The 19,052-nt window shown below is 66.0% G+C and carries 16 protein-coding genes; 2 read left to right on the plus strand and 14 right to left on the minus strand.

Going from position 1 to position 19,052, the window contains the following annotated elements; all coding sequences use genetic code 11:
* Window positions 1-11: 11 nt before the first annotated feature.
* The gene (locus WG898_RS17000; protein WP_339603987.1) at window positions 12-401 is read left to right on the plus strand and encodes a DUF2069 domain-containing protein; all 390 of its coding nucleotides are present in this window, start codon (window positions 12-14) and stop codon (window positions 399-401) included.
* Window positions 398-1,807 carry an FAD-binding oxidoreductase gene (locus WG898_RS17005; RefSeq protein ID WP_339603988.1) on the plus strand — a complete coding sequence of 470 codons (1,410 nt, stop codon included), beginning with the start codon at window positions 398-400 and terminating at the stop codon, window positions 1,805-1,807. The genes WG898_RS17000 and WG898_RS17005 overlap by 4 nt, the downstream gene beginning before the upstream one ends.
* A gap of 39 nt (window positions 1,808-1,846) precedes the next feature.
* Here WG898_RS17005 and WG898_RS17010 read toward each other — a convergent pair whose 3' ends face one another.
* From WG898_RS17010 to nuoF, 14 genes are all read right to left on the minus strand, one after another.
* On the minus strand, window positions 1,847-5,062 hold the full coding sequence (locus WG898_RS17010; RefSeq protein ID WP_339603989.1) for an efflux RND transporter permease subunit: 3,216 nt from the start codon (window positions 5,060-5,062) through the stop codon (window positions 1,847-1,849).
* 3 nt (window positions 5,063-5,065) lie between these two features.
* Complete coding sequence (locus tag WG898_RS17015; protein ID WP_339603990.1) at window positions 5,066-6,214, minus strand: efflux RND transporter periplasmic adaptor subunit; 1,149 nt, start codon at window positions 6,212-6,214, stop codon at window positions 5,066-5,068.
* A 134-nt stretch (window positions 6,215-6,348) separates the two neighbouring features.
* Window positions 6,349-6,762: a DUF1178 family protein gene (locus tag WG898_RS17020; RefSeq protein ID WP_339603991.1), complete on the minus strand. Its 414-nt coding sequence runs from the start codon at window positions 6,760-6,762 to the stop codon at window positions 6,349-6,351.
* A gap of 24 nt (window positions 6,763-6,786) precedes the next feature.
* Complete coding sequence (locus WG898_RS17025; protein WP_339603992.1) at window positions 6,787-7,374, minus strand: NUDIX domain-containing protein; 588 nt, start codon at window positions 7,372-7,374, stop codon at window positions 6,787-6,789.
* Window positions 7,364-7,672, minus strand: a complete 309-nt coding sequence (locus WG898_RS17030; RefSeq protein ID WP_339603993.1) for a DUF2818 family protein — start codon at window positions 7,670-7,672, stop codon at window positions 7,364-7,366. The genes WG898_RS17025 and WG898_RS17030 overlap by 11 nt, the downstream gene beginning before the upstream one ends.
* Window positions 7,673-7,688: 16 nt before the next feature.
* On the minus strand, window positions 7,689-9,173 hold the full coding sequence (nuoN, locus tag WG898_RS17035; protein ID WP_339603994.1) for an NADH-quinone oxidoreductase subunit NuoN: 1,485 nt from the start codon (window positions 9,171-9,173) through the stop codon (window positions 7,689-7,691).
* Between the two features lie 14 nt (window positions 9,174-9,187).
* Window positions 9,188-10,660, minus strand: coding sequence for an NADH-quinone oxidoreductase subunit M (locus WG898_RS17040; RefSeq protein ID WP_339603995.1), 1,473 nt, complete (start codon window positions 10,658-10,660; stop codon window positions 9,188-9,190).
* Window positions 10,661-10,678: 18 nt separating this feature from the next.
* Complete coding sequence (gene nuoL, locus WG898_RS17045) at window positions 10,679-12,736, minus strand: NADH-quinone oxidoreductase subunit L (protein WP_339603996.1); 2,058 nt, start codon at window positions 12,734-12,736, stop codon at window positions 10,679-10,681.
* Between the two features lie 7 nt (window positions 12,737-12,743).
* A complete protein-coding gene (gene nuoK / locus WG898_RS17050; RefSeq protein ID WP_339603997.1) occupies window positions 12,744-13,055 on the minus strand; it encodes an NADH-quinone oxidoreductase subunit NuoK in 312 nt (103 codons plus the stop codon).
* Complete coding sequence (locus WG898_RS17055) at window positions 13,055-13,693, minus strand: NADH-quinone oxidoreductase subunit J (RefSeq protein ID WP_339603998.1); 639 nt, start codon at window positions 13,691-13,693, stop codon at window positions 13,055-13,057. Before WG898_RS17055 ends, nuoK begins: the two co-directional genes overlap by 1 nt.
* A gap of 59 nt (window positions 13,694-13,752) precedes the next feature.
* Entirely contained in the window at window positions 13,753-14,241 is a 489-nt protein-coding gene (gene nuoI, locus WG898_RS17060) for an NADH-quinone oxidoreductase subunit NuoI (protein WP_339603999.1), read from the minus strand.
* Window positions 14,242-14,246: 5 nt separating this feature from the next.
* Window positions 14,247-15,344 (minus strand): NADH-quinone oxidoreductase subunit NuoH, encoded by a 1,098-nt coding sequence (gene nuoH, locus WG898_RS17065; protein ID WP_339604000.1) that lies wholly within the window; start codon window positions 15,342-15,344, stop codon window positions 14,247-14,249.
* Window positions 15,345-15,347: 3 nt separating this feature from the next.
* On the minus strand, window positions 15,348-17,681 hold the full coding sequence (gene nuoG, locus WG898_RS17070; protein WP_339604001.1) for an NADH-quinone oxidoreductase subunit NuoG: 2,334 nt from the start codon (window positions 17,679-17,681) through the stop codon (window positions 15,348-15,350).
* Between the two features lie 14 nt (window positions 17,682-17,695).
* Complete coding sequence (nuoF, locus tag WG898_RS17075; RefSeq protein ID WP_339604002.1) at window positions 17,696-19,039, minus strand: NADH-quinone oxidoreductase subunit NuoF; 1,344 nt, start codon at window positions 19,037-19,039, stop codon at window positions 17,696-17,698.
* Window positions 19,040-19,052 lie beyond the last annotated feature (13 nt).

The raw sequence follows: 19,052 nt of genomic DNA on the forward strand, positions 1-19,052 counted from the left end.
CAAACATGTCAATGGATACCCCTCAGTCACCCTCCCTGCGCAGCCAGCCGCGGCCGCAGGAAGCGCGCTCGCGCAACCTCGCCCTGGCCAGCGTGGCCATGCTGTTCCTGCTCTGCCTGGCCTGGGAGCTGTGGCTGGCGCCCACCGGCCGCGGTACCCTGGCCCTCAAGGCCCTGCCGCTGCTGCTGCCCTTGCTGGGGCTGTGGCGCTACCGGCTCTACACCTTCCGTTGGCTGAGCCTGATGATCTGGCTCTATTTCGCCGAGGGTGCCGTGCGCGCCACCAGCGAGCATGGGCTCTCGCAGGCCCTGGCGCTGCTGGAAGTGCTGCTGAGCGTGGCCATCTTCGTCGCCTGCGCGATGCAGGTGCGCCAGCGCCTCGCGGCGGCCAAGCAGGCATGAGCCATGAAGCGCTGCTGAGCGCGCTGCGCGCGGCGCTGGGCCCCGCCCAGGTGCTCAGCGAGGGCGACCTGTCCGCCTACGAGCGCGACTGGCGCAAGCGCTATGCCGGCAAGGCCCTGGCCGTGCTGCGCCCCGGCAGCACGGCCGAGGTTGCGGCCGCCGTCAAGCTGGCCGCCACGCATGGCGTGAGCATCGTGCCGCAGGGCGGCAACACCGGCCTGGTGGGCGCTGGTGTGCCCGACGCCAGCGGCGCGCAGCTGCTGCTGAGCCTGCAGCGCCTGAACCGCGTGCGCGAGCTGGACGCCGCCAATCTCACCCTCACCGTCGAGGCCGGCTGCGTCTTGCAGGCGGTGCAGGAGGCCGCGGCCGCTGCGGGCCTCTTGTTCCCGCTCAGCCTGGCCGCCGAGGGCAGCTGCACCATAGGCGGCAACCTGGCCAGCAATGCCGGTGGCACGCAGGTGCTGCGTTATGGCAATGCGCGCGAGCTGTGCCTGGGGCTGGAGGTGGTGACGCCACAGGGCGAGATCTGGGACGGCCTGAGCGGCCTGCGCAAGGACAACAGCGGCTACGACCTGCGCGATCTCTACATCGGCAGCGAGGGCACGCTGGGCATCATCACCGCGGCCACGCTCAAGCTCTATCCGGCGCCGCTGGCGCAGATGACGGCGCTGGCCGCCTGCGCCAGCCTGGAGGCGGCGGTGGCCCTGCTGGGCCTGGCCCAGGCCCGCGCCGGCGCAAGCCTGACCGGTTTCGAAGTCATGAACGGCTTTGCGCTCGGCCTGGTGGCCAGGCATTTCCCGCAGCTGGCGCAGCCGCTGGGGCCGCAGCCCTGGACCGTGCTGCTGGAGCTCTCCGACAGCGAGAGCGAGGCCCATGCCCGCGCGGTCTTCGAGGGCCTGCTGGAGGCCGCGCTGGAGCAGGGCCTGATCCACGATGCCGTGGTGGCCGAAAGCCTGCAGCAATCGCAGGCGCTCTGGCAGCTGCGCGAGTCCATCCCGCTGGCGCAGAGCGAGGAAGGGCTCAATATCAAGCACGACATCGCCCTGCCCGTCTCGCGCATCCCAGCCTTCGTCACCAGCACCGACGCCGCGCTGCAGGCGCGCTGGCCGGGCATCCGGTTGGTGGACTTCGGCCACCTGGGCGACGGCAATCTGCACTACAACGTGCAGGCACCCGAGGGCATGGACGCGGCGGGCTTTCTGCGCGAGCAGGAGCATGCGGTCAACCAGCTGGTGTTCGACGCGGTGCTGGCGCATGGCGGTTCGATCTCGGCCGAGCATGGCATAGGCCAGCTCAAGCGCGATGAGCTGGCGCGCCGCAAGCACCCGGTGGCCCTCACATTGATGCGCGCCATCAAAAAGGCCCTGGATCCCCAGGGCCTGATGAATCCCAACAGATTGCTCTGAGCCAGCCACAAAACCCCTTCCGGGCCTTTGTGCGCGGGCTCAGTCGGCTCCGACCGGCTGCACGCTGGCCTTGCGGCCGCGTGCCAGACCGCCCAGCTTGAGCAGCATGCGGAACAGGAAGCGCACCAGCGTCAGCGCCAGGATGGCCTCGACAAAGGTCAGCACGAAGGCCACCAGGGCATTCCAGCGCAGCACGCGGCGGTGGAACTTGGCGAACATGCGGTCCTTGGCGATCTCGATGCTGTCGTAGAAGCTAGGCACCACCAGCAGGGTCAAGAGGGTCGAGGTGATGGTGCCGCCGATGATGGCCACCGCCATCGGGCGGTAGAACTCGCCGCCGTCGCCCACGCCTATGGCCACCGGCAGCATGCCGGCAATGAGCGCAAAGGTGGTCATCAGGATGGGCCGCAGGCGCTTGCGGCCCGCATGCATCAGGGCCTCCTCGCGATCCATGCCCTCGGCCTCTTCCTGGCGCGCCGCATCCAGCAGCAGGATGGCGTTCTTGGCCACCAGGCCCATCAGCATGATGATGCCGATGAAGCTCATCAGATTGAGCGTGCCCTTGGTGAGCAGCAGCGCCACCACCACGCCGATCAGCGACAGCGGCAGCGACAGCATCACCCCCAGCGGCGCGGTGAACGAGCCCATCTGCATGACCAGGATCAGATACATCAGGCCGACGCCGCTGATCAGCGCGATGAACATGGCACCGAAGACCTCGTTCTGGGTTTCCGAATCGCCGCCCAGCTCCAGGCCGAAGCCGGGCGGGAAGTCGATTGCCTTGGCGATCTTCAGCGCATCGGCGGTGACCTCGCCGGGCGAGCGCTCATGCGCATTGGCCGACACCGTGATGGTGCGCTTGCCATTGGCATGCTCGATCTGCGAGGGGCCGCGGCCCATGCGTATGCTGGCGATCTGCTCCAGCGGCACCATGCGGTTGGTGCCCGCCACCGACACCGGCAGGCGCTCGATATTGCTGAGCTCCACGCGGTCGTCGGGGTGCAGGCGCACCGCCACGTCGCGCGTCTCGCCGGTGGGGTCGACCCAGTCGCCCACCTCCACGCCGGCAAAGGCCACGCGCAGGGCCTGGGCCGCATCGCCCACCGAGATGCCCAGCGAATTCGCCAGCCCGCGGTTCAGCTCGATCTGCAGCTCGTTCTGCGGATCCTGCTCGGACAGGCCCACGTCCACCGCGCCCTTGACCTCGCGCAGCTTGGCGATGAAGTCGTTGCTGATGTCCAGCAGCCTGCGCGCATCGGTGCCGTTGAACTGGATCTGCACCGGCTTCTGGCCGCCGTTGTTGAGGTTGTCCTGCACCGTGTACTCGGCACCCACCAGACGCGAGACCTTGCCGCGCAGGTCCGCGGCAATCTCCTCGGCCGAGCGCTTGCGCTGCTTGGCCTTGCCCAGGTCCACATAGATGGTGCCGCCACCCACCCTAACGCGGCTGTTGGTGGCCACGGTCTCGGGCAGGCCGCGTGCCAGCGTGGCGGCCGCCTCCAGCTTGAGCTTGGCATATTCCAGGTTGGTGCTGGCGGGCGTGCGCACATTCACCACCACCATGCCGGCGTCCGAGGTCGGCAGGAAGCTGGTGCCGAGGAACTTGGCCGCCAGCACTACCGCGGCAACCAGGCTGCCGACCGCAAACACCGCCATCCAGCGGCGGTGATGGAGGGCCCAGGCGATCACGCGGCCATAGCGGTCGGACTGGTGGTCGAACCAGTTGTTGAAGCGCTGCAGCTGGCGGCTGATGCCGGTCCTGGGCTTGTGCTGCTCGCCCGGTGGGTCGCCCCAGAAGGCCGACAGCATCGGGTCCAGCGTGAAGGAGATCAACAGGCTCACCAGCACCGAGGCCACCACGGTCAGGCCGAAGGGGCGGAACCATTCGCCCGACACGCCCGGCATGAAGGCCACCGGAATGAACACGGCGACGATGGAGAAGGTGGTGGCGGCGACGGCCAGGCCGATCTCGGCCGTGCCGTTGAGCGCCGCGGTGCGGCGATCGGCGCCGCGCTCCATATGGCGCACGATGTTCTCGCGCACCACGATGGCGTCGTCGATCAGCACGCCGATCGCCAGCGACAGGCCCAGCAGGCTCATGAAGTTGAGCGTGAAGCCGCACAGCCAGACGGCGATGAAGGCGGCGATCACCGAGGTCGGCAGGCTCAGCGCCGTGATCATGGTGGAGCGCCAGGAGTTCAGGAACACATAGACCACCGCAATCGTCAGCCCGGCACCGAACACCAGGGCGTGGATGACGTTGTCGAGGTTCTCCTGCGATTCCTTGCCCTCGTCGCGCGTCACCTCCAGGGTGGTGCCCTGGCTGAGCGTGGGGGCCAGCTTGGCCACCATCTTGTTGACCTCGGCCGCCACCGTGACGGTGGAGGCGTCGCGGGTGCGCGTGATGGAGATGCCCACATTGGGCCGGCCATTGCGCACGCTGAAGCTGGCGAGTTCGGCAAAGCCGTCGCCGATCTGGGCCAGCTGCCCCAGGCGGATCGACTCGCTGCCCATGTGCTTGACCACCACCTGCTGGAAGTCGGCGGGCGATTCAATGCGGCCCTGCAGGCGGATGCTCTGGTCCTCCATCTGGCCGCGCACCTTGCCCACCGGCACCGAGATGTTCTGTGCGCGCAGCGCCGCCACCACCTCGGTGACCGAGACGTTGTACTCGCGCAGCTTCTCGGCGCGCAGCAGCACGCTCAGCTCGCGGCGCAGCGCGCCGTTCACCGCTACCGTGGCCACGCCCGGGATGCTGCGGAACTTGTCGGCCAGTTGGTCCTCGGCCAGCCGGCTGATCTCGGCATGGCTCTGCGTGGTGGACGAGAGCGCCAGCTGCATCACCGGCTGTGCCGAGACGTCGAAGCGCTGCAGCACCGGCTCGCGCATTTCGACCGGCAGCTTGTAGCGCACCGTGGCGATGGCATTGCGCACATCGTCGGCGGCCTCGATCAGGTTCTTGCTGAAGTTGAAGATCAGCTGGAACTCGGCCGCGCCCTCGCGCGAGGTCGAGTTGACCTTGCGCACGCCCGATAGGCCCTGCAGCGATTTCTCGACGCGGTTCACCACCTCGCGCTCCACCGTGTCCGGCGAGGCGCCCGGGTAGGCGATGCTCAGAAACAGCATCGGCTCCTGCACATCCGGGATCGAGTTGACGCGCAGCTTCTTCAGGGCCATCAAGCCCAGGCACATCACCGAGATGATGATGACGATCGTGGCGATCGGCTTCTTGATGCTGAAGTCTGAAAGAAACATGGTTTACTTTCCGGTCGGGGAGGATTGCGCGGCCACCTTCAGCAGCTCGACGCTCTGGCCATCCTTGAGCGTGCTGCCGGGCTTGGCCAGCACCTGGTCGCCGGCCTTCAGGCCGCTCAGCACCGCGTAGTTGCCGGTGCGCACATCGCGTGCGCCCAGCTGCACTTCCACCTTGTTCAGGCGGCCGCCCTGCAGTCGCCAGGCATAGCTCTTGTCGCCCACGCGCTGCACGGCGGCGTCTTCCAGCAGCAGGGCCTGGCTGGCGCTGGACTCGACATGGCCCTCGGCATAGAGGCCGGCGGCCTTGGGCTTTTCGCCCTCGGCAAAGGCCACCATTACCTCGACCTGACGCGTGGTGGCATTGGCCGCCACGTCCACGCGTTTGACCTTGCCGCTGAAGCCGCTGTTGCCATAGCCGTTGACGCGGAAATGCACGCCCTGGCCGACCTTCAGTTCGGCCAGGCGATCGGCGGCCACCAGGCCCTCGAAGCGCAGGCTTTGCGGATCTATCACCTTGACCAGCTCCTTGCCCACCTGGGCGGTGTCGCCGGCCGAGACCTTGCGCTCGCTCACCACGCCGTCGAAGGGCGCGCGCACCTCGGTGCGCTGCAGCTGCTGACGCGCGGTGGCGGCGCGGGCCTTGGCCGCCACCAGATCGCTTTGCGCGTTGTTGCGGCGGATCTCGGCGTCCTCGGTGGCCTGGATCGAGCTCATGCCCTGGGCCTGCAGGGTCTTGAGGCGCTGGTACTGGCGCTCGGCCTGCTCGAAGCTTTGGCCGGCGGCGCGCGCGGCTTCCTCGGCCGAGGCCAAGCTGTCGCGAATCGCGGTGTCATCCAGGCGCACCAGCAGGTCGCCGCGGCGTACCGGCTCGCCGTTCTCCTTCAGCACCTGCAGCACGATGGCCGAGACCTCGGCGCGCAGATCGGCGCGGCGCTCCGGCTGGATCGACCCGGTGATCACCGGGCCGCTGGCAAAGCTGCTCAGATCCAGGGCGCGCAGGTCAACGGCAGCCACCAGCAGCGGCTTGCTGTCGGCGCCTGCCGCCACCGAGGCCGCCTTGGCCTCGCCGGCTCCGGCGGGTGCGTCGTTGGAGGGTTTGCTGCAAGCCACCAGGGCAAGGGCGATGGCAACAGCGAGCAGGGACTCACGCATGTGGGCTCCGAGAGTTCTAGTGAGAGGCAAAGAGTCGCCCTGGCCGGACGGCCAGGGCGCGGGGGGCAGCTTACGTGCGATCGGGAATATAGCCGCAGGTCATGGTGCGACGGATCCCAAACATGTCAGCAGTGCTATTGCAGCGTGCCCTTGAGCGCGTCGGCCATCGGCAGGGGTAGCACGGCGATGCCCTCCTCCACCAGCTCGCGCGTCTGTTCGGCGCTGGCGCGGCCCCGGATGCCGCGCTCCTCGGCCTCGCCATAGTGGATGCGGCGCGCCTCTTCGGCAAAGCGCTCGCCGACATCCTCGGTGTTGGCGATCAGCTGTCGCACGGCGGCCAGGGCCTGGGCGGTCTTGAGCGCGGCCGGTTCGGCGCGCAGGTGCGAGACATTCAGGCGTGGAGCGCTGGGCATGCGGCTGATGTCCTGGCTGCCGCAGATCGGGCAGCTCACCAGCTGGCGCTGCTGCTGCGACTCATAGTCCGCCGCGGAGCCAAACCAGGCTTCAAAGCTGTGGCCATGTTCGCAGGCCAGGTTGAGGACAAGCATGCTCGGATGATAGGCAGATGCTGCTCAGTGCGCCGGCTGCCAGTGCAAAGCCCATTGGCCCGTCTGCCAGCGCGCCAGCCAGAGCATGGCCACCAGGGTCTTGGCGTCGGTGAGTTCGCCCACCTGCGCCATGGCATCGAGCTCGGCCGGGGTATGGCTCACCAGGTCGAGGAATTCGCCCTCGTCGAGCTGGCGCGCGCCGGGCTCGAGGCCGCGCGCAAAGAAGATCTCGATGCCCTCGTCGGAATAGGCAATGGCGTTGTGCAGCACGCCGGCATGGGCCCATTCGCGCGCCTGGTAGCCGGTTTCCTCGCGCAGCTCGCGTCGGGCGCAGGCCAGGGCGCCCTCGCCCGCATCCAGCTTGCCGGCCGGGAACTCCAGCATCACCCGGCCCATCGGGTAGCGGTACTGGCGCTCCAGCAGCAGGCGGCCATCGTCCAGCAGCGGCACGATCATCACCGCGCCGGGATGGCGGATGTACTCGCGCGCCGCCTCGCGGCCATCGGGCAGGCGCACGCGGTCGCGCCGCACGTGCAGGAAATGACCCTCGTAGACCGCGGCCGATTCGATGCAATGCTCGCGCAGATGCGCATCGTCGCTGTCAGTCTTCATGCCGGCCGCGGCGCAGATAGCGCCAGACAAAGCCCGGAAAGCCCAGGGTGATGAAGAGGCACAGGCCGGCGGCATAGAACTCCCAGCCTTGAGGCTGGCGCTGGCCCATGCGGGCCTCCAGCGCAAAGCCCAGGCCCAGGGTCAGGCAGGCCATCAGCAACAGCTCCAGCAGGCGCCAGCCCACCGCCTTGGGGTGGCGAGCCGGCCCGAGCAGCAGGATGCGCGTGCTGAAGTAAGGCAGATTGGCCGAAACCAGTGCAACCAGCAGCACCAGCCAGACGGCCGCGGTCTGATTCATCGACGCGACCTGAGGCTCAGCTCGCCAGCGTACGCACGATGGCCTGGGCGCACATATTCATCAGGCCGCCGGGCAGCAGGCCGAAGGCGAGCACCGCGGCACCGTTCAGCGACATCACCAGGCGCACGTCGATGGGCGCGCCGAGCGCCGAGCGATCGCTGGGTTCGTCGAAGAACATTACCTTAATGACGCGCAGGTAGTAGAAGGCGCCCACCAGCGACACCAGCACCGCCGCCACCGCCAGCCACAGATAGAGCTGCACATTGGTGGACACCAGGGCCTGCAGCACCGACAGCTTGGCGTAGAAGCCGGCCGTGGGCGGGATGCCCGCGAGCGAGAACATGAAGATGGTCATCACCAGCGCATACCAGGGGCTGCGCTTGGCCAGGCCGGCCAGGTCGCTGATCTCTTCGGACTCATGGCCCTGGCGCGACAGCAGCATGATCATGCCGAAGCTGCCCAGCGTGGTCAGCACATAGGTCACGGCGTAGAACATCGCCGAGCTGTAGGCATTGGCGGCCGAGAGCGTGTTGTTGTTGACCACGCCCGAGGCCAGGCCCAGCAGCATGAAGCCCATCTGCGCGATGGTGGAGTAGGCCAGCATGCGCTTGAGGTTGGTCTGCGCGATGGCGGCCAGATTGCCGACCAAGAGCGACATCAGCGCCAGCACGATCAGCATCTGCTGCCAGTCCACCGCCAGGCCCAGCATGCCTTCCACCAGCAGGCGGATGGTGATGGCAAAGGCGGCCAGCTTGGGCGCACCGCCCAGCAGCAGCGTGGCGGCGGTGGGCGCGCCCTGGTAGACGTCGGGCACCCACATGTGGAAGGGGGCGGCACCGAGCTTGAAGGCCAGGCCGGCGACCACGAAGACCACGCCGAAGATCAGTACCGACTTGTTCGGGGCACCGGTGCTGATGACCTCGAAGACGCGCGGGATCGCCAGCGAACCGGTGGCGCCATACATCATCGACAGGCCGTAGAGCAGGAAGCCGCTGGCCAGCGCGCCCAGCACGAAGTACTTCATCGCGGCCTCGGTCGACACCGCATGGTCACGGCGCAGCGCCACCAGGGTGTAGAGCGACAGGCTCATCAACTCCAGGCCAAGGTAGATGACCAGGAAGTTGTTGGCCGACACCATGATGCAGATGCCCAGATAGGCCAGCAGGCTGAGCGTGAACAGCTCGCCCTTGAGCATCTCGCGCGACTCGGCGTAGGGGCGCGCATAGACCAGTGTGACGATGGTGGCCACGGCCGCGAAGGCCGCCAGCAGATGGCCCATGGGGTCGGACACCACCATACCCTGCATCGCATAGACGGTGCCGCCAGCGTTGAAGTAGCTGAAGTGCATGCCGGCCAGCACCGCCAGCGTCAGCTGGGTCAGCCAGTAGGTCGGCGTGCGGCGCGGGTCGGTGACGAACAGGTCCACCAGCGCCACCAGGCAGGACATGCCCAGCAGGACGATTTCGGGGTAAACCGCGAGCCAATTCATTTGGGTGTTCATTTGCTTATCGGCCCTCAGAGCTTCGAGATGGCCACATGCTTGAGCAGCTCGGTGACCGAGACATGCATCACATCGGTGAAGGGCTTGGGATACACGCCCATCCACAGCACCGCCGCGGCCAGCAGCGCCATCATCAGGAACTCGCGGCCATTGATGTCCGTGAGTTCGCGCACATGGTCGTTGCCAATGGCGCCGAAATAGACGCGCTTGTACATCCACAAGGTGTAGGCGGCGCCGAACACCAGGGCGGTGGCGGCGATCGCACCGAGCCAGAAGTCGGCCTTCACCGTGCCCAGGATCACCATCCACTCGCCGACGAAGCCACCGGTGGCCGGCAGGCCGCAGTTGGCCATGGCGAAGAAGAGCGCGAAGGCGGCGAACTTGGGCATGGTGTTGACCACGCCGCCGTAGTCGGCGATCTCACGCGAATGCACGCGGTCGTAGAGCACGCCGATGGAGAGGAACATCGCACCCGAGACAAAGCCGTGCGAGATCATCTGCACGATGCCGCCCGAAACACCCAGCTCGTTGAAGATGAAGAAGCCCAGCGTCACGAAACCCATGTGGGCGATGGACGAATAGGCCACCAGCTTCTTCATGTCCTTCTGCACCAGGGCCACCAGGCCGATGTAGACCACCGCGATCAGCGAGAGCGCGATGATGAACCAGGCGTATTCGCGCGCTGCGTCGGGCGCGATCGGCAGCGAGAAGCGCAGGAAGCCGTAGGCGCCCAGCTTCAGCATGATGGCGGCCAGCACCACCGAGCCGCCGGTGGGCGCTTCGACGTGGGCGTCCGGCAGCCAGGTATGCACCGGCCACATCGGCACCTTCACCGAGAAGGCGGCCAGGAAGGCGAAGAACAGCAGGGTCTGCGCGTTCAGCGGCAGCGGCAGCTTGTGCCAGGTGAGGATGTCGAAGCTGCCACCCGACTTGTAGTACAGGTAGAGCAAGGCCACCAGCATCAGGAGCGAGCCGGCCAGCGTGTAGAGGAAGAACTTGAAGGCCGCATAGACGCGCCGCGGGCCGCCCCAGACGCCGATGATGATGTACATCGGAATCAGCGTGGCCTCGAAGAACACGTAGAACAGCATGCCGTCGAGCGCGCAGAACACGCCGACCATCAGGCCCGAGAGCACCAGGAAGGCGCCCATGTATTGGTTCACGCGGGTCTGGATCACCTCCCAGGCACCCAGCACCACGATCACGGTGATGAAGGCGGTGAGCGGCACGAACCACATCGAGATGCCGTCCACGCCCAGGTGGTAGCGGATGTTGAAGCGCTCGATCCAGGGCAGGTTCTCGCCGAACTGAGCGGCGGCAGTGCTGGTGTCGAAGCCGGTGATGAGCGGCAGCGTCACCAGGAAGCTGGTGACGGCGGCCACCAGGGCCAGCCAGCGCACGGTCTTGGCCTGGTCGTCACGCCCCAGGGCCAGCAGCACGAGGCCGCTGACGATGGGCAACCAGATGGAAATACTAAGCAAGGACATTCTTGTTCTCCGCCCGGATCAGAAACCCGCCAAGGCTCTGAATTGGGGCCCGATGTAAGGCCACAGCTGCCAGGTCATCAAGCCAATGACGCCCAGAATCATCACCAGGGCATACCAGTACAGGTGGCCGGTCTGGACGCGGCGCACCAGGCCGGCAATGCCGCCCACCGCCTTGGCCGAACCATTGATCAGCACACCATCGATCAGCGCGCCGTCGCCGCCCTTCCACAGGCCCACGCCGATGGCGCGCGCCGCGGCGGCGAAGATGTTCTCGTTGATCCAGTCCATGTAGTACTTGTTCTCCAGCAGGTTCACGACCGGCCTGAAGACACGCGCGATGGTGGCCGGGATGCTGGGCGCGACCATGTAGAAGACATAGGCCGTCAGCACGCCGCCCAGCGCCAGCCAGAACGGCAGCGCCGTCAGGCCATGCGTGGCCATCGCCACCGCGCCGTGGAACTCATGCGCCAGCTCTTCCATCGCATGGTGGACCTCGTGGTTGACGAAGATCGCATCCTTGAAGAAGTCGCCGAACAGCATGGGCTGGATGGTGAGGTAACCGATCACCACCGAGGGGATCGCCAGCAGCACCAGCGGCGCCGTCACCACCCAGGGAGACTCGTGCGGCGTATGGTCCTCGTCATGACCGTGATGCGCGTCATGCTCGGCCGCATCTTCCTGCGGGAAGGGCTTGTGATGGAAATGTTCCTTGCCATGGAAGACCAGGAAGTACATGCGGAAGGAATAGAAGGCGGTGACGAACACGCCCACGATCACCGCAAAGTAGGCGAACTGCGCACCCGGCAGATGGCTGGCGTGCACCGCCTCGATGATCGAGTCCTTGGAATAGAAGCCTGAGAACAGCGGCGTGCCGATCAGAGCCAGCGAGCCCAAGAGCGAGGTGATCCAGGTGATGGGCATGTACTTGCGCAGGCCGCCCATATTGCGGATGTCCTGGTCGTGGTGCATGCCGATGATGACCGAGCCCGCGCCGAGGAACAGCAGCGCCTTGAAGAAGGCATGCGTCATCAGGTGGAACACCGCCACCGAGTAGGCCGAGGCACCCAGCGCCACCGTCATATAGCCCAGCTGCGACAGCGTCGAGTAGGCCACCACGCGCTTGATGTCGTTCTGGATGATGCCCAGGAAGCCCATGAAGAGCGCGGTGATGGCGCCGATGATGAGCACGAAGTTCAGCGCTGTGTCGCTGAGCTCGAACAGCGGGCTCATGCGGGCGACCATAAAGATGCCGGCCGTCACCATGGTGGCGGCGTGGATCAGCGCGGAGATCGGGGTCGGGCCTTCCATCGAATCGGGCAGCCAGACATGCAGGGGGAACTGCGCCGACTTGCCCATCGCACCGATGAACAGGCAGATGCAGGCCACGCTCAGCATCATCCAGTCCGAGCCCCAGAGCGGCGCCGGGAACTTGATCTGCGCCAGCTCGCCCGCCTTGGCAAAGGTTTCGGCGTAGTTGAGCGAGCCGCCATAGGCGACCAGCAGGCCGATGCCCAGGATGAAGCCGAAGTCACCGACGCGATTCACCAGGAAGGCCTTCATATTGGCGAAGATCGCCGTCGGCTTGGTGTACCAGAAGCCGATCAAGAGATACGACACCAGGCCCACCGCCTCCCAGCCGAAGAACAGCTGCAGCATGTTGTTGCTCATCACGAGCATCAGCATGGAGAAGGTGAACAGCGAGATGTAGGCGAAGAAGCGCTGGTAGCCGGGGTCTTCCTCCATATAGCCGATGGTGTAGATATGCACCATCAGCGAGACGAAGGTCACCACGCACATCATCATGGCGGTGAGGCCATCGACCAGGAAGCCGACCTCCATCTTCAGCCCGCCCAGCACCATCCATTCGTAGACGGTCTGGTTGAAACGCGCGCCGTCAACGGCCACCGCGTTCAGCGTCATGGCCGAGATGATGAAGGCGATCAGCACGCCCAGGATGGTGAGCGTGTGGGCGCCGCGGCGACCGATCTGCTTGCCGAAGAAGCCGGCCGCGATGGCACCGGCCAGGGGCGCTAGCGGCACCGCCAGCAGCAGGTTCTGTGAGAGTTGTGCGGACATGTTCTTATCAGCCCTTCAAGGCGTCCAGTTCTTCCACATTGATGCTGGCGCGGTTGCGGAACAACACCACCAGGATCGCCAGGCCGATCGCCGATTCGGCGGCCGCCACGGTCAGGATGAAGAACACAAAGACTTGGCCCGCCATGTCGCCTAGGTAGTGCGAGAAGGCCACGAAGTTCAGATTCACCGCCAGCAGCATCAGCTCGATCGCCATCAGGATGACGATCAGGTTCTTGCGGTTCATGAAGATGCCTATCACGGAGAGCGCGAACAGCAGCGCGCCCAGCGTGAGGAAATGGCCCAGGGTCAGCGCACCCATCATGCGGCTCCTTCGTTCTTGTCGGCGGCAGCCGCCGGTGCTTGCACCGTTGCCTGCATCTTCAGCACGCGCAGGCGGTCGGCCTTCTTGACCTTGACCTGCTCGGCCGGGTCCTGGTAGCGCGAATCCTTGCGGCGGCGCAGCGTCAGCGCAATCGCGGCGATGATGGCCACCAGCAGCAGCACGGCGGCGATCTGCAGCGGGTACAGGTATTGCGTGTAGATCGCAATGCCCAGCATCTTGCTATTGCCCAGTTGGGCCGAGACCGGGTCCAGCGCCGGCGCCTCGCTGAGGCGGAAGCCGCTCATCAGCACCGCGGCCATTTCCAGCGCAATGAAGGCGCCCACCAGGCCCGCCAGCGGCAGATGCTTCCAGAAGCCCTGGCGGATGCTGTCGGTGTTGATGTCCAGCATCATCACCACGAACAGGAACAGCACCATCACGGCGCCGATATAGACCAGCACCAGGGCGATCGCCAGGAACTCGGCCTTCAAGAGCATCCAGATGCAGGAGCCGGTGAAGAAGGCCAGGATCAGGAACAGGGCCGAATGCACGGTGCTCTTGGCCGTGATGACACGGAACGAAGAGGCCAGCAAGACGGCCGAGAAAACGTAGAACAGCGCAGTGGTTGTTTGCATGGGAATCCTGCAAGCGTCAGCTGTGTGGGAGGCCAGGCGCAAGACCTGACCCTCGGCCATCAGCGGTACTTGGCGTCGGCCTCCTTGGTGGCTGCGATCTCTTTTTCGTAGCGGTCGCCCACGGCCAGGAGCATGTCCTTGGTGAAGTAGAGGTCGCCGCGCTTCTCGCCGTGGTACTCGAAGATCGGTGTCTCGACGATCGAATCCACCGGGCAGCTCTCCTCGCAGAAGCCGCAGAAGATGCACTTGGTGAGGTCGATGTCGTAGCGCGTGGTGCGGCGGCTGCCGTCCTCGCGCACATCCGACTCGATGGTGATGGCCATCGCCGGGCACACCGCCTCGCAGAGCTTGCAGGCGATGCAGCGCTCTTCACCGTTGTCGTAGCGGCGCAGCGCATGCAGGCCACGGAAGCGCGGCGACAGCGGCGTCTTCTCTTCCGGGAACTGCACCGTGATGTTGCGCGACAGGAAATGCCGGCCGGTCAGGGCCATGCCCTTGAACAGCTCGGTGAGCAAGAAGCTCTTGAAGAAATGGCTGACTGAACTCATGTCAATCACTTCCAGATGTTGAACGGCGACTGGATCCACAGGCCAACAACGACCAGCCAGATCAGCGTCACGGGAATGAAGATCTTCCAGCCCAGACGCATGATCTGGTCGTAGCGGAAGCGGGGGAAGGTGGCGCGCACCCACAGGAACATGGTGACGACGACGAACATCTTGGCGAACAGCCAGAACCAGTTCCACAGCGGCAGCGTGGCCTTGATGAGGGCCGGCGTCTCCATGCCCAGGAGGCTCCAGGAGATCGGTGCCGACCAGCCGCCCAGGAACATCACCGCGGTCAGGGTCGAGACCAGGATCATGTTGGCGTATTCGGCCAGGAAGAACATCGCGAACGACATGCCCGAGTACTCGATCATGTGGCCGGCAACGATTTCCGACTCGCCTTCCACCACGTCGAAGGGGTGGCGGTTGGTTTCGGCCAGGCCCGAGATGAAGTAGACGACGAAGATCGGCAGCAGCGGCAGCCAGTTCCAGGACAGGAAGTTCAGCCCCAGGTCGGCGAAGCGGCCGGTCTCCTGCGAGATCACGATCTGGCTCATATTCATGCTGCCGGTGACCATCAGCACGATCACCAGGGCAAAGCCCATCGCGATTTCATAGGACACCATCTGGGCCGAGGCGCGCAGCGCGCCCAGGAAGGCGTACTTCGAGTTCGATGCCCAGCCGGCGATGATGACGCCGTAGACCTCCAGCGAGGTGATGGCCATCAGGAACAGCAGGCCGGCATTCACGTCCGCCACCGCGGCCTGCGGGCCGAAGGGCACCACCGCCCAGGCCGCCAGGGCCGGCATGATGGTCATGATGGGGCCGAGGAAGTACAGGCCCTTGTTGGCCGCCGTCGGGATGATGATCTCCTTGAAGATCAGCTTCACCGCATCGGCAATCGGGGTCAGCAGGCCGTAGGGGCCGACGCGGTTCGGGCCCGGACGGATCTGCGTCCAGCCGATGGCCTTGCGCTCCCACAGCGTCAGGTAGGCGACGAACAACATCAGCGGTGCCACCACCGCGACGATCTTGAGCAGGCTCCAGATGACGGGCCAGAAGCCCCCCAGGAGCGCGTTGCCGGATTGATAAAGGCTGTCGATCATGGATTACACCTTGGCAATCGTCAGGCTGCCGAAGGCGGCGCCGAGGGCGGCCGTCTCGGGCAGGCCGGCCGGCACGCGCACCACATTGGCGGGCAGGCTGGCATCCAATTGGGCGGCCAACTCGGCCGAGCCGGCACCGTCCTGGCTCACGCTGATGCGGCCACCCTCGGCAAGGCCGAGTTGTTGCCACAGCGCCTTGGACACGCGCGCCACGGCGGCCCGGCGCGCGTCGGTGCTCAGCTGCAGCGAGCTGGCGCGGCGCACCAGGGCATCGCTGGCGTAGATGGGCAGGTCGGCGATGCGCTCGACATCGCTCGCCTGGCCGAACACCACGGCGGCCTGGCCGGCGTTGCTCAGACGCGCGCTCAGATCGGCATCCACACCCAGGGCCTCGGCACGCACCTGCTCGGAACTCTCATGGCCAAAGCCTTGCAGGCCCAGCAGATTGCCCAGCACGCGCAGGATCTTCCAGCCCGGGCGGGTTTCACCCAGCGGCTTCACCACACCGACAAAGCTCTGCAGGCGACCCTCGGCATTCACGAAGCTGCCCGAGGTCTCGGTGAAGGGCGCGGTGGGCAGCAGCACATCGGCGTAGTCCATGCCCGACTTGAAGGGGCTCAGCACCACCACCATGTCGGCAGCGTCCAGCGCCTTGGCGGCGGCGGCCGGGTTGGCGGCGTCCAGCAGCGGGTCGGTATTCAGCAGCAGCAAGGCCTTGGCGCCCTTGTCAGGATTTGCACCCAGGATCTCGGCGGCGTTCGCACCGCCCTGCCCCGGCATGGCATTCACCAGCTGCGCGCCCACCGTGTTGGCGGCGGCGGTCAGGTAGCCGACGCTGGCGCCGGTCTGCGCGCCGATCCAGTTGGCCAGGCTCAGGAGGCTGGCGGCCTGCGGATGCTCGGCGGCGGCGTTGCCCAGCAGCACGGCCTTACGCGAGCCGCTCAGCAGCGCAGCGGCGATGGCCTTGGCGGCCTCGGTGGCCTGGCCAGCGGCGGGGGCTTGTGCGCCATTCGCTGCGGCGATGGCAGCGGCGACATTGGCCAGCTCCTGCACCCAGGCGCTGGGCGCCGCGGTGATGCGTGCGGCCACCGGCAGCAGCCAGTCGTCCTCGCTGGCATGCAGGCTCAGTACCTTGGCGCCGTGGCGAGCGGCCTGGCGCAGGCGCTGCGCGAACAGCGGGTGGTCCTTGCGCAGGAAGGAACCGATCACGAAGGCACGGTCCAACTGGCTCAGCGAGGCGATCGAGCCGCCCAGCCAATGTGCCTTGCCGGCCTCGGCCCGGTTGTCGAAGGCGGCGTGGCGCAGGCGGTAGTCGATGTTCTCGCTGCCCAGGCCGCGCACCAGCGAGGCCAGCAGGTGCAACTCTTCGACCGTGCTATGCGCCGAACCCAGGGCAGCGATGCTGGCAGCACCTTGCTGGCTCTTGATGCCCTGCAGGCCCTTGGCCACATACTCAAGCGCCACGCTCCAGTCGACTTCCTTCCACTGGCCGCCCTGCTTGATCATGGGCTGGGTCAGGCGGGCGTCGCTGTTGAGGGCCTCGTAGGAGAAGCGGTCGCGGTCGGCGATCCAGCATTCGTTGACCTCTTCGTTCTCCAGCGGCACCACGCGCATCACCTGGTTACCCTTGACCTGCACGATCAGGTTGGCGCCGGTGGAGTCATGCGGGCTGACGCTCTTGCGGCGCGACAGCTCCCAGGTGCGGGCGCTGTAGCGGAAGGGCTTGCTGGTGAGAGCACCCACCGGGCAGATGTCGATCATGTTGCCGGACAGCTCGGAATCCACCGTGCGGCCGACAAAGGTCTGGATCTCACTGTGCTCGCCGCGATGCGCCATGCCCAGCTCCATCTGGCCGGCAATCTCCTGGCCAAAGCGCACGCAGCGGGTGCAATGGATGCAGCGGCTCATCTCCTCCATGGAGATCAGCGGGCCCACGTTCTTGTGGAAGACCACGCGCTTTTCTTCGGTGTAGCGGCTCTTCGTGCCGCCATAGCCCACCGCCAGATCCTGCAGCTGGCACTCACCACCCTGGTCGCAGATCGGGCAGTCCAGCGGATGGTTGATGAGCAGGAACTCCATCACGCCCTGCTGGGCCTTGATGGCTTTGTCGCTCTTGGTGCGCACGATCATGCCCTGCGTCACCGGGGTGGCGCAGGCCGGCATGGGCTTGGGTGCCTTCTCCACGTCCACCAGGCACATGCGGCAGTTGGCGGCGATGGAGAGCTTCTTGTGGTAGCAGAAATGCGGGATGTAGGTGCCGGCCTTTTCGGCCGCATGCATCACCATGCTGCCTTCCAGGACCTCTACCTTCTTGCCGTCGAGTTCGATTTCAACCATATCTCTTCCTGCGCTTAGGCAGCGGCCGGCACCAGGGCCGTCTTGTGTTCGATCAGGTGCACGAACTCGTGCTTGAAATGCTTGATCATGGCGCGCACCGGCATGGCCGCGGCATCGCCTAGCGCGCAGATGGTGCGGCCCTGGATGTTGTCGGCCACCGAGTTCAGCAAGTCGATGTCCTCGGGCTTGCCATGGCCGTTGGCGATACGCTCGACCACGCGGTGCATCCAGCCCGTGCCTTCGCGGCAGGGCGTGCACTGGCCGCAGCTCTCATGCGCGTAGAAGTACGAGAGGCGCAGCAGGCTCTTGACCATGCAGCGGCTGTCGTCCATCACGATCACCGCACCCGAGCCCAGCATCGAGCCGGCCTTGGCGATGGAGTCGTAGTCCATGGTGCATTCCATCATGGTCGCGGCCGGCAGCACCGGTGCCGACGAACCACCGGGAATCACGGCCTTGAGCGTGCGACCCTTGCGCACGCCACCGGCCAGCTCCAGCAGCTTGGCGAAGGGCGTGCCCAGCGGCACCTCGTAGTTGCCAGGGCGCTCGACATCGCCCGAGACCGAGAAGATCTTGGTGCCGCCGTTGTTGGGCTTGCCGATCTCGAGATAGGGCTGGCCGCCGTTGCGGATGATCCAGGGCACCGCCGCGAAGGTCTCGGTGTTGTTGATGGTGGTGGGCTTGCCGTAGAGGCCGAAACTGGCCGGGAACGGCGGCTTGAAGCGCGGCTGGCCCTTCTTGCCTTCCAGCGATTCCAGCAGTGCGGTTTCCTCGCCGCAGATATAGGCGCCGAAACCATGGTGGGCGTGCAGCTGGAAGCTGAAATCCGAGCCCAGGATGTGGTCGCCCAGCAGGCCGGCGGCGCGCGCCTCTTCCAGGGCCGCCTCGAAGCGCTCGTAGACCTCGAAGATCTCGCCGTGGATGTAGTTGTAGCCCACCTTGATGCCCATCGCATAGGCGGCAATCGCCATGCCTTCGATGACGATGTGGGGGTTGTACATGAGGATGTCGCGGTCCTTGCAGGTACCGGGCTCGCCCTCGTCGGAATTGCAGACCAGGTATTTGGCGCCGGGGAACTGGCGCGGCATGAAGCTCCACTTCAGCCCGGTGGGGAAGCCCGCACCGCCGCGGCCGCGCAGGCCCGAGGTCTTCACCTCGGCAATCACCTGGTCCGTCGTCAATCCTTCGCCGCCATCCTTGCCCAGGATCTTGCGCAGCGCGGCATAACCGCCGCGTGCCTCGTAGTCCTTCAGGCTCCAGTTGCTGCCGTTCAGGCCGGCATATATCTGGGCCCCAAGGTGGCGATCATGGAAACAGGTTTCGACGCCCTTGGCTTGAAACTTGGAGAGATCCAGCATGCTATTTCTCTTC

The sequence above is a fragment of the Paucibacter soli genome (assembly GCF_037482845.1).
Taxonomy (GTDB): Bacteria; Pseudomonadota; Gammaproteobacteria; order Burkholderiales; family Burkholderiaceae_C; genus Paucibacter_B; species Paucibacter_B soli.

Bases quoted from the DNA above. Each gene is read 5' to 3' on its own strand.
- WG898_RS17000 (WP_339603987.1), top strand. From the start codon at position 12: ATGGATACCCCTCAGTCACCCTCCCTGCGCAGCCAGCCGCGGCCGCAG.
- WG898_RS17005 (WP_339603988.1), top strand. From the start codon at position 398: ATGAGCCATGAAGCGCTGCTGAGCGCGCTGCGCGCGGCGCTGGGCCCC.
- WG898_RS17010 (WP_339603989.1), bottom strand. From the start codon at position 5,062: ATGTTTCTTTCAGACTTCAGCATCAAGAAGCCGATCGCCACGATCGTC.
- WG898_RS17015 (WP_339603990.1), bottom strand. From the start codon at position 6,214: ATGCGTGAGTCCCTGCTCGCTGTTGCCATCGCCCTTGCCCTGGTGGCT.
- WG898_RS17020 (WP_339603991.1), bottom strand. From the start codon at position 6,762: ATGCTTGTCCTCAACCTGGCCTGCGAACATGGCCACAGCTTTGAAGCC.
- WG898_RS17025 (WP_339603992.1), bottom strand. From the start codon at position 7,374: ATGAAGACTGACAGCGACGATGCGCATCTGCGCGAGCATTGCATCGAA.
- WG898_RS17030 (WP_339603993.1), bottom strand. From the start codon at position 7,672: ATGAATCAGACCGCGGCCGTCTGGCTGGTGCTGCTGGTTGCACTGGTT.
- nuoN (WP_339603994.1), bottom strand. From the start codon at position 9,173: ATGAACACCCAAATGAATTGGCTCGCGGTTTACCCCGAAATCGTCCTG.
- WG898_RS17040 (WP_339603995.1), bottom strand. From the start codon at position 10,660: ATGTCCTTGCTTAGTATTTCCATCTGGTTGCCCATCGTCAGCGGCCTC.
- nuoL (WP_339603996.1), bottom strand. From the start codon at position 12,736: ATGTCCGCACAACTCTCACAGAACCTGCTGCTGGCGGTGCCGCTAGCG.
- nuoK (WP_339603997.1), bottom strand. From the start codon at position 13,055: ATGGGTGCGCTGACCCTGGGCCATTTCCTCACGCTGGGCGCGCTGCTG.
- WG898_RS17055 (WP_339603998.1), bottom strand. From the start codon at position 13,693: ATGCAAACAACCACTGCGCTGTTCTACGTTTTCTCGGCCGTCTTGCTG.
- nuoI (WP_339603999.1), bottom strand. From the start codon at position 14,241: ATGAGTTCAGTCAGCCATTTCTTCAAGAGCTTCTTGCTCACCGAGCTG.
- nuoH (WP_339604000.1), bottom strand. From the start codon at position 15,344: ATGATCGACAGCCTTTATCAATCCGGCAACGCGCTCCTGGGGGGCTTC.
- nuoG (WP_339604001.1), bottom strand. From the start codon at position 17,681: ATGGTTGAAATCGAACTCGACGGCAAGAAGGTAGAGGTCCTGGAAGGC.
- nuoF (WP_339604002.1), bottom strand. From the start codon at position 19,039: ATGCTGGATCTCTCCAAGTTTCAAGCCAAGGGCGTCGAAACCTGTTTC.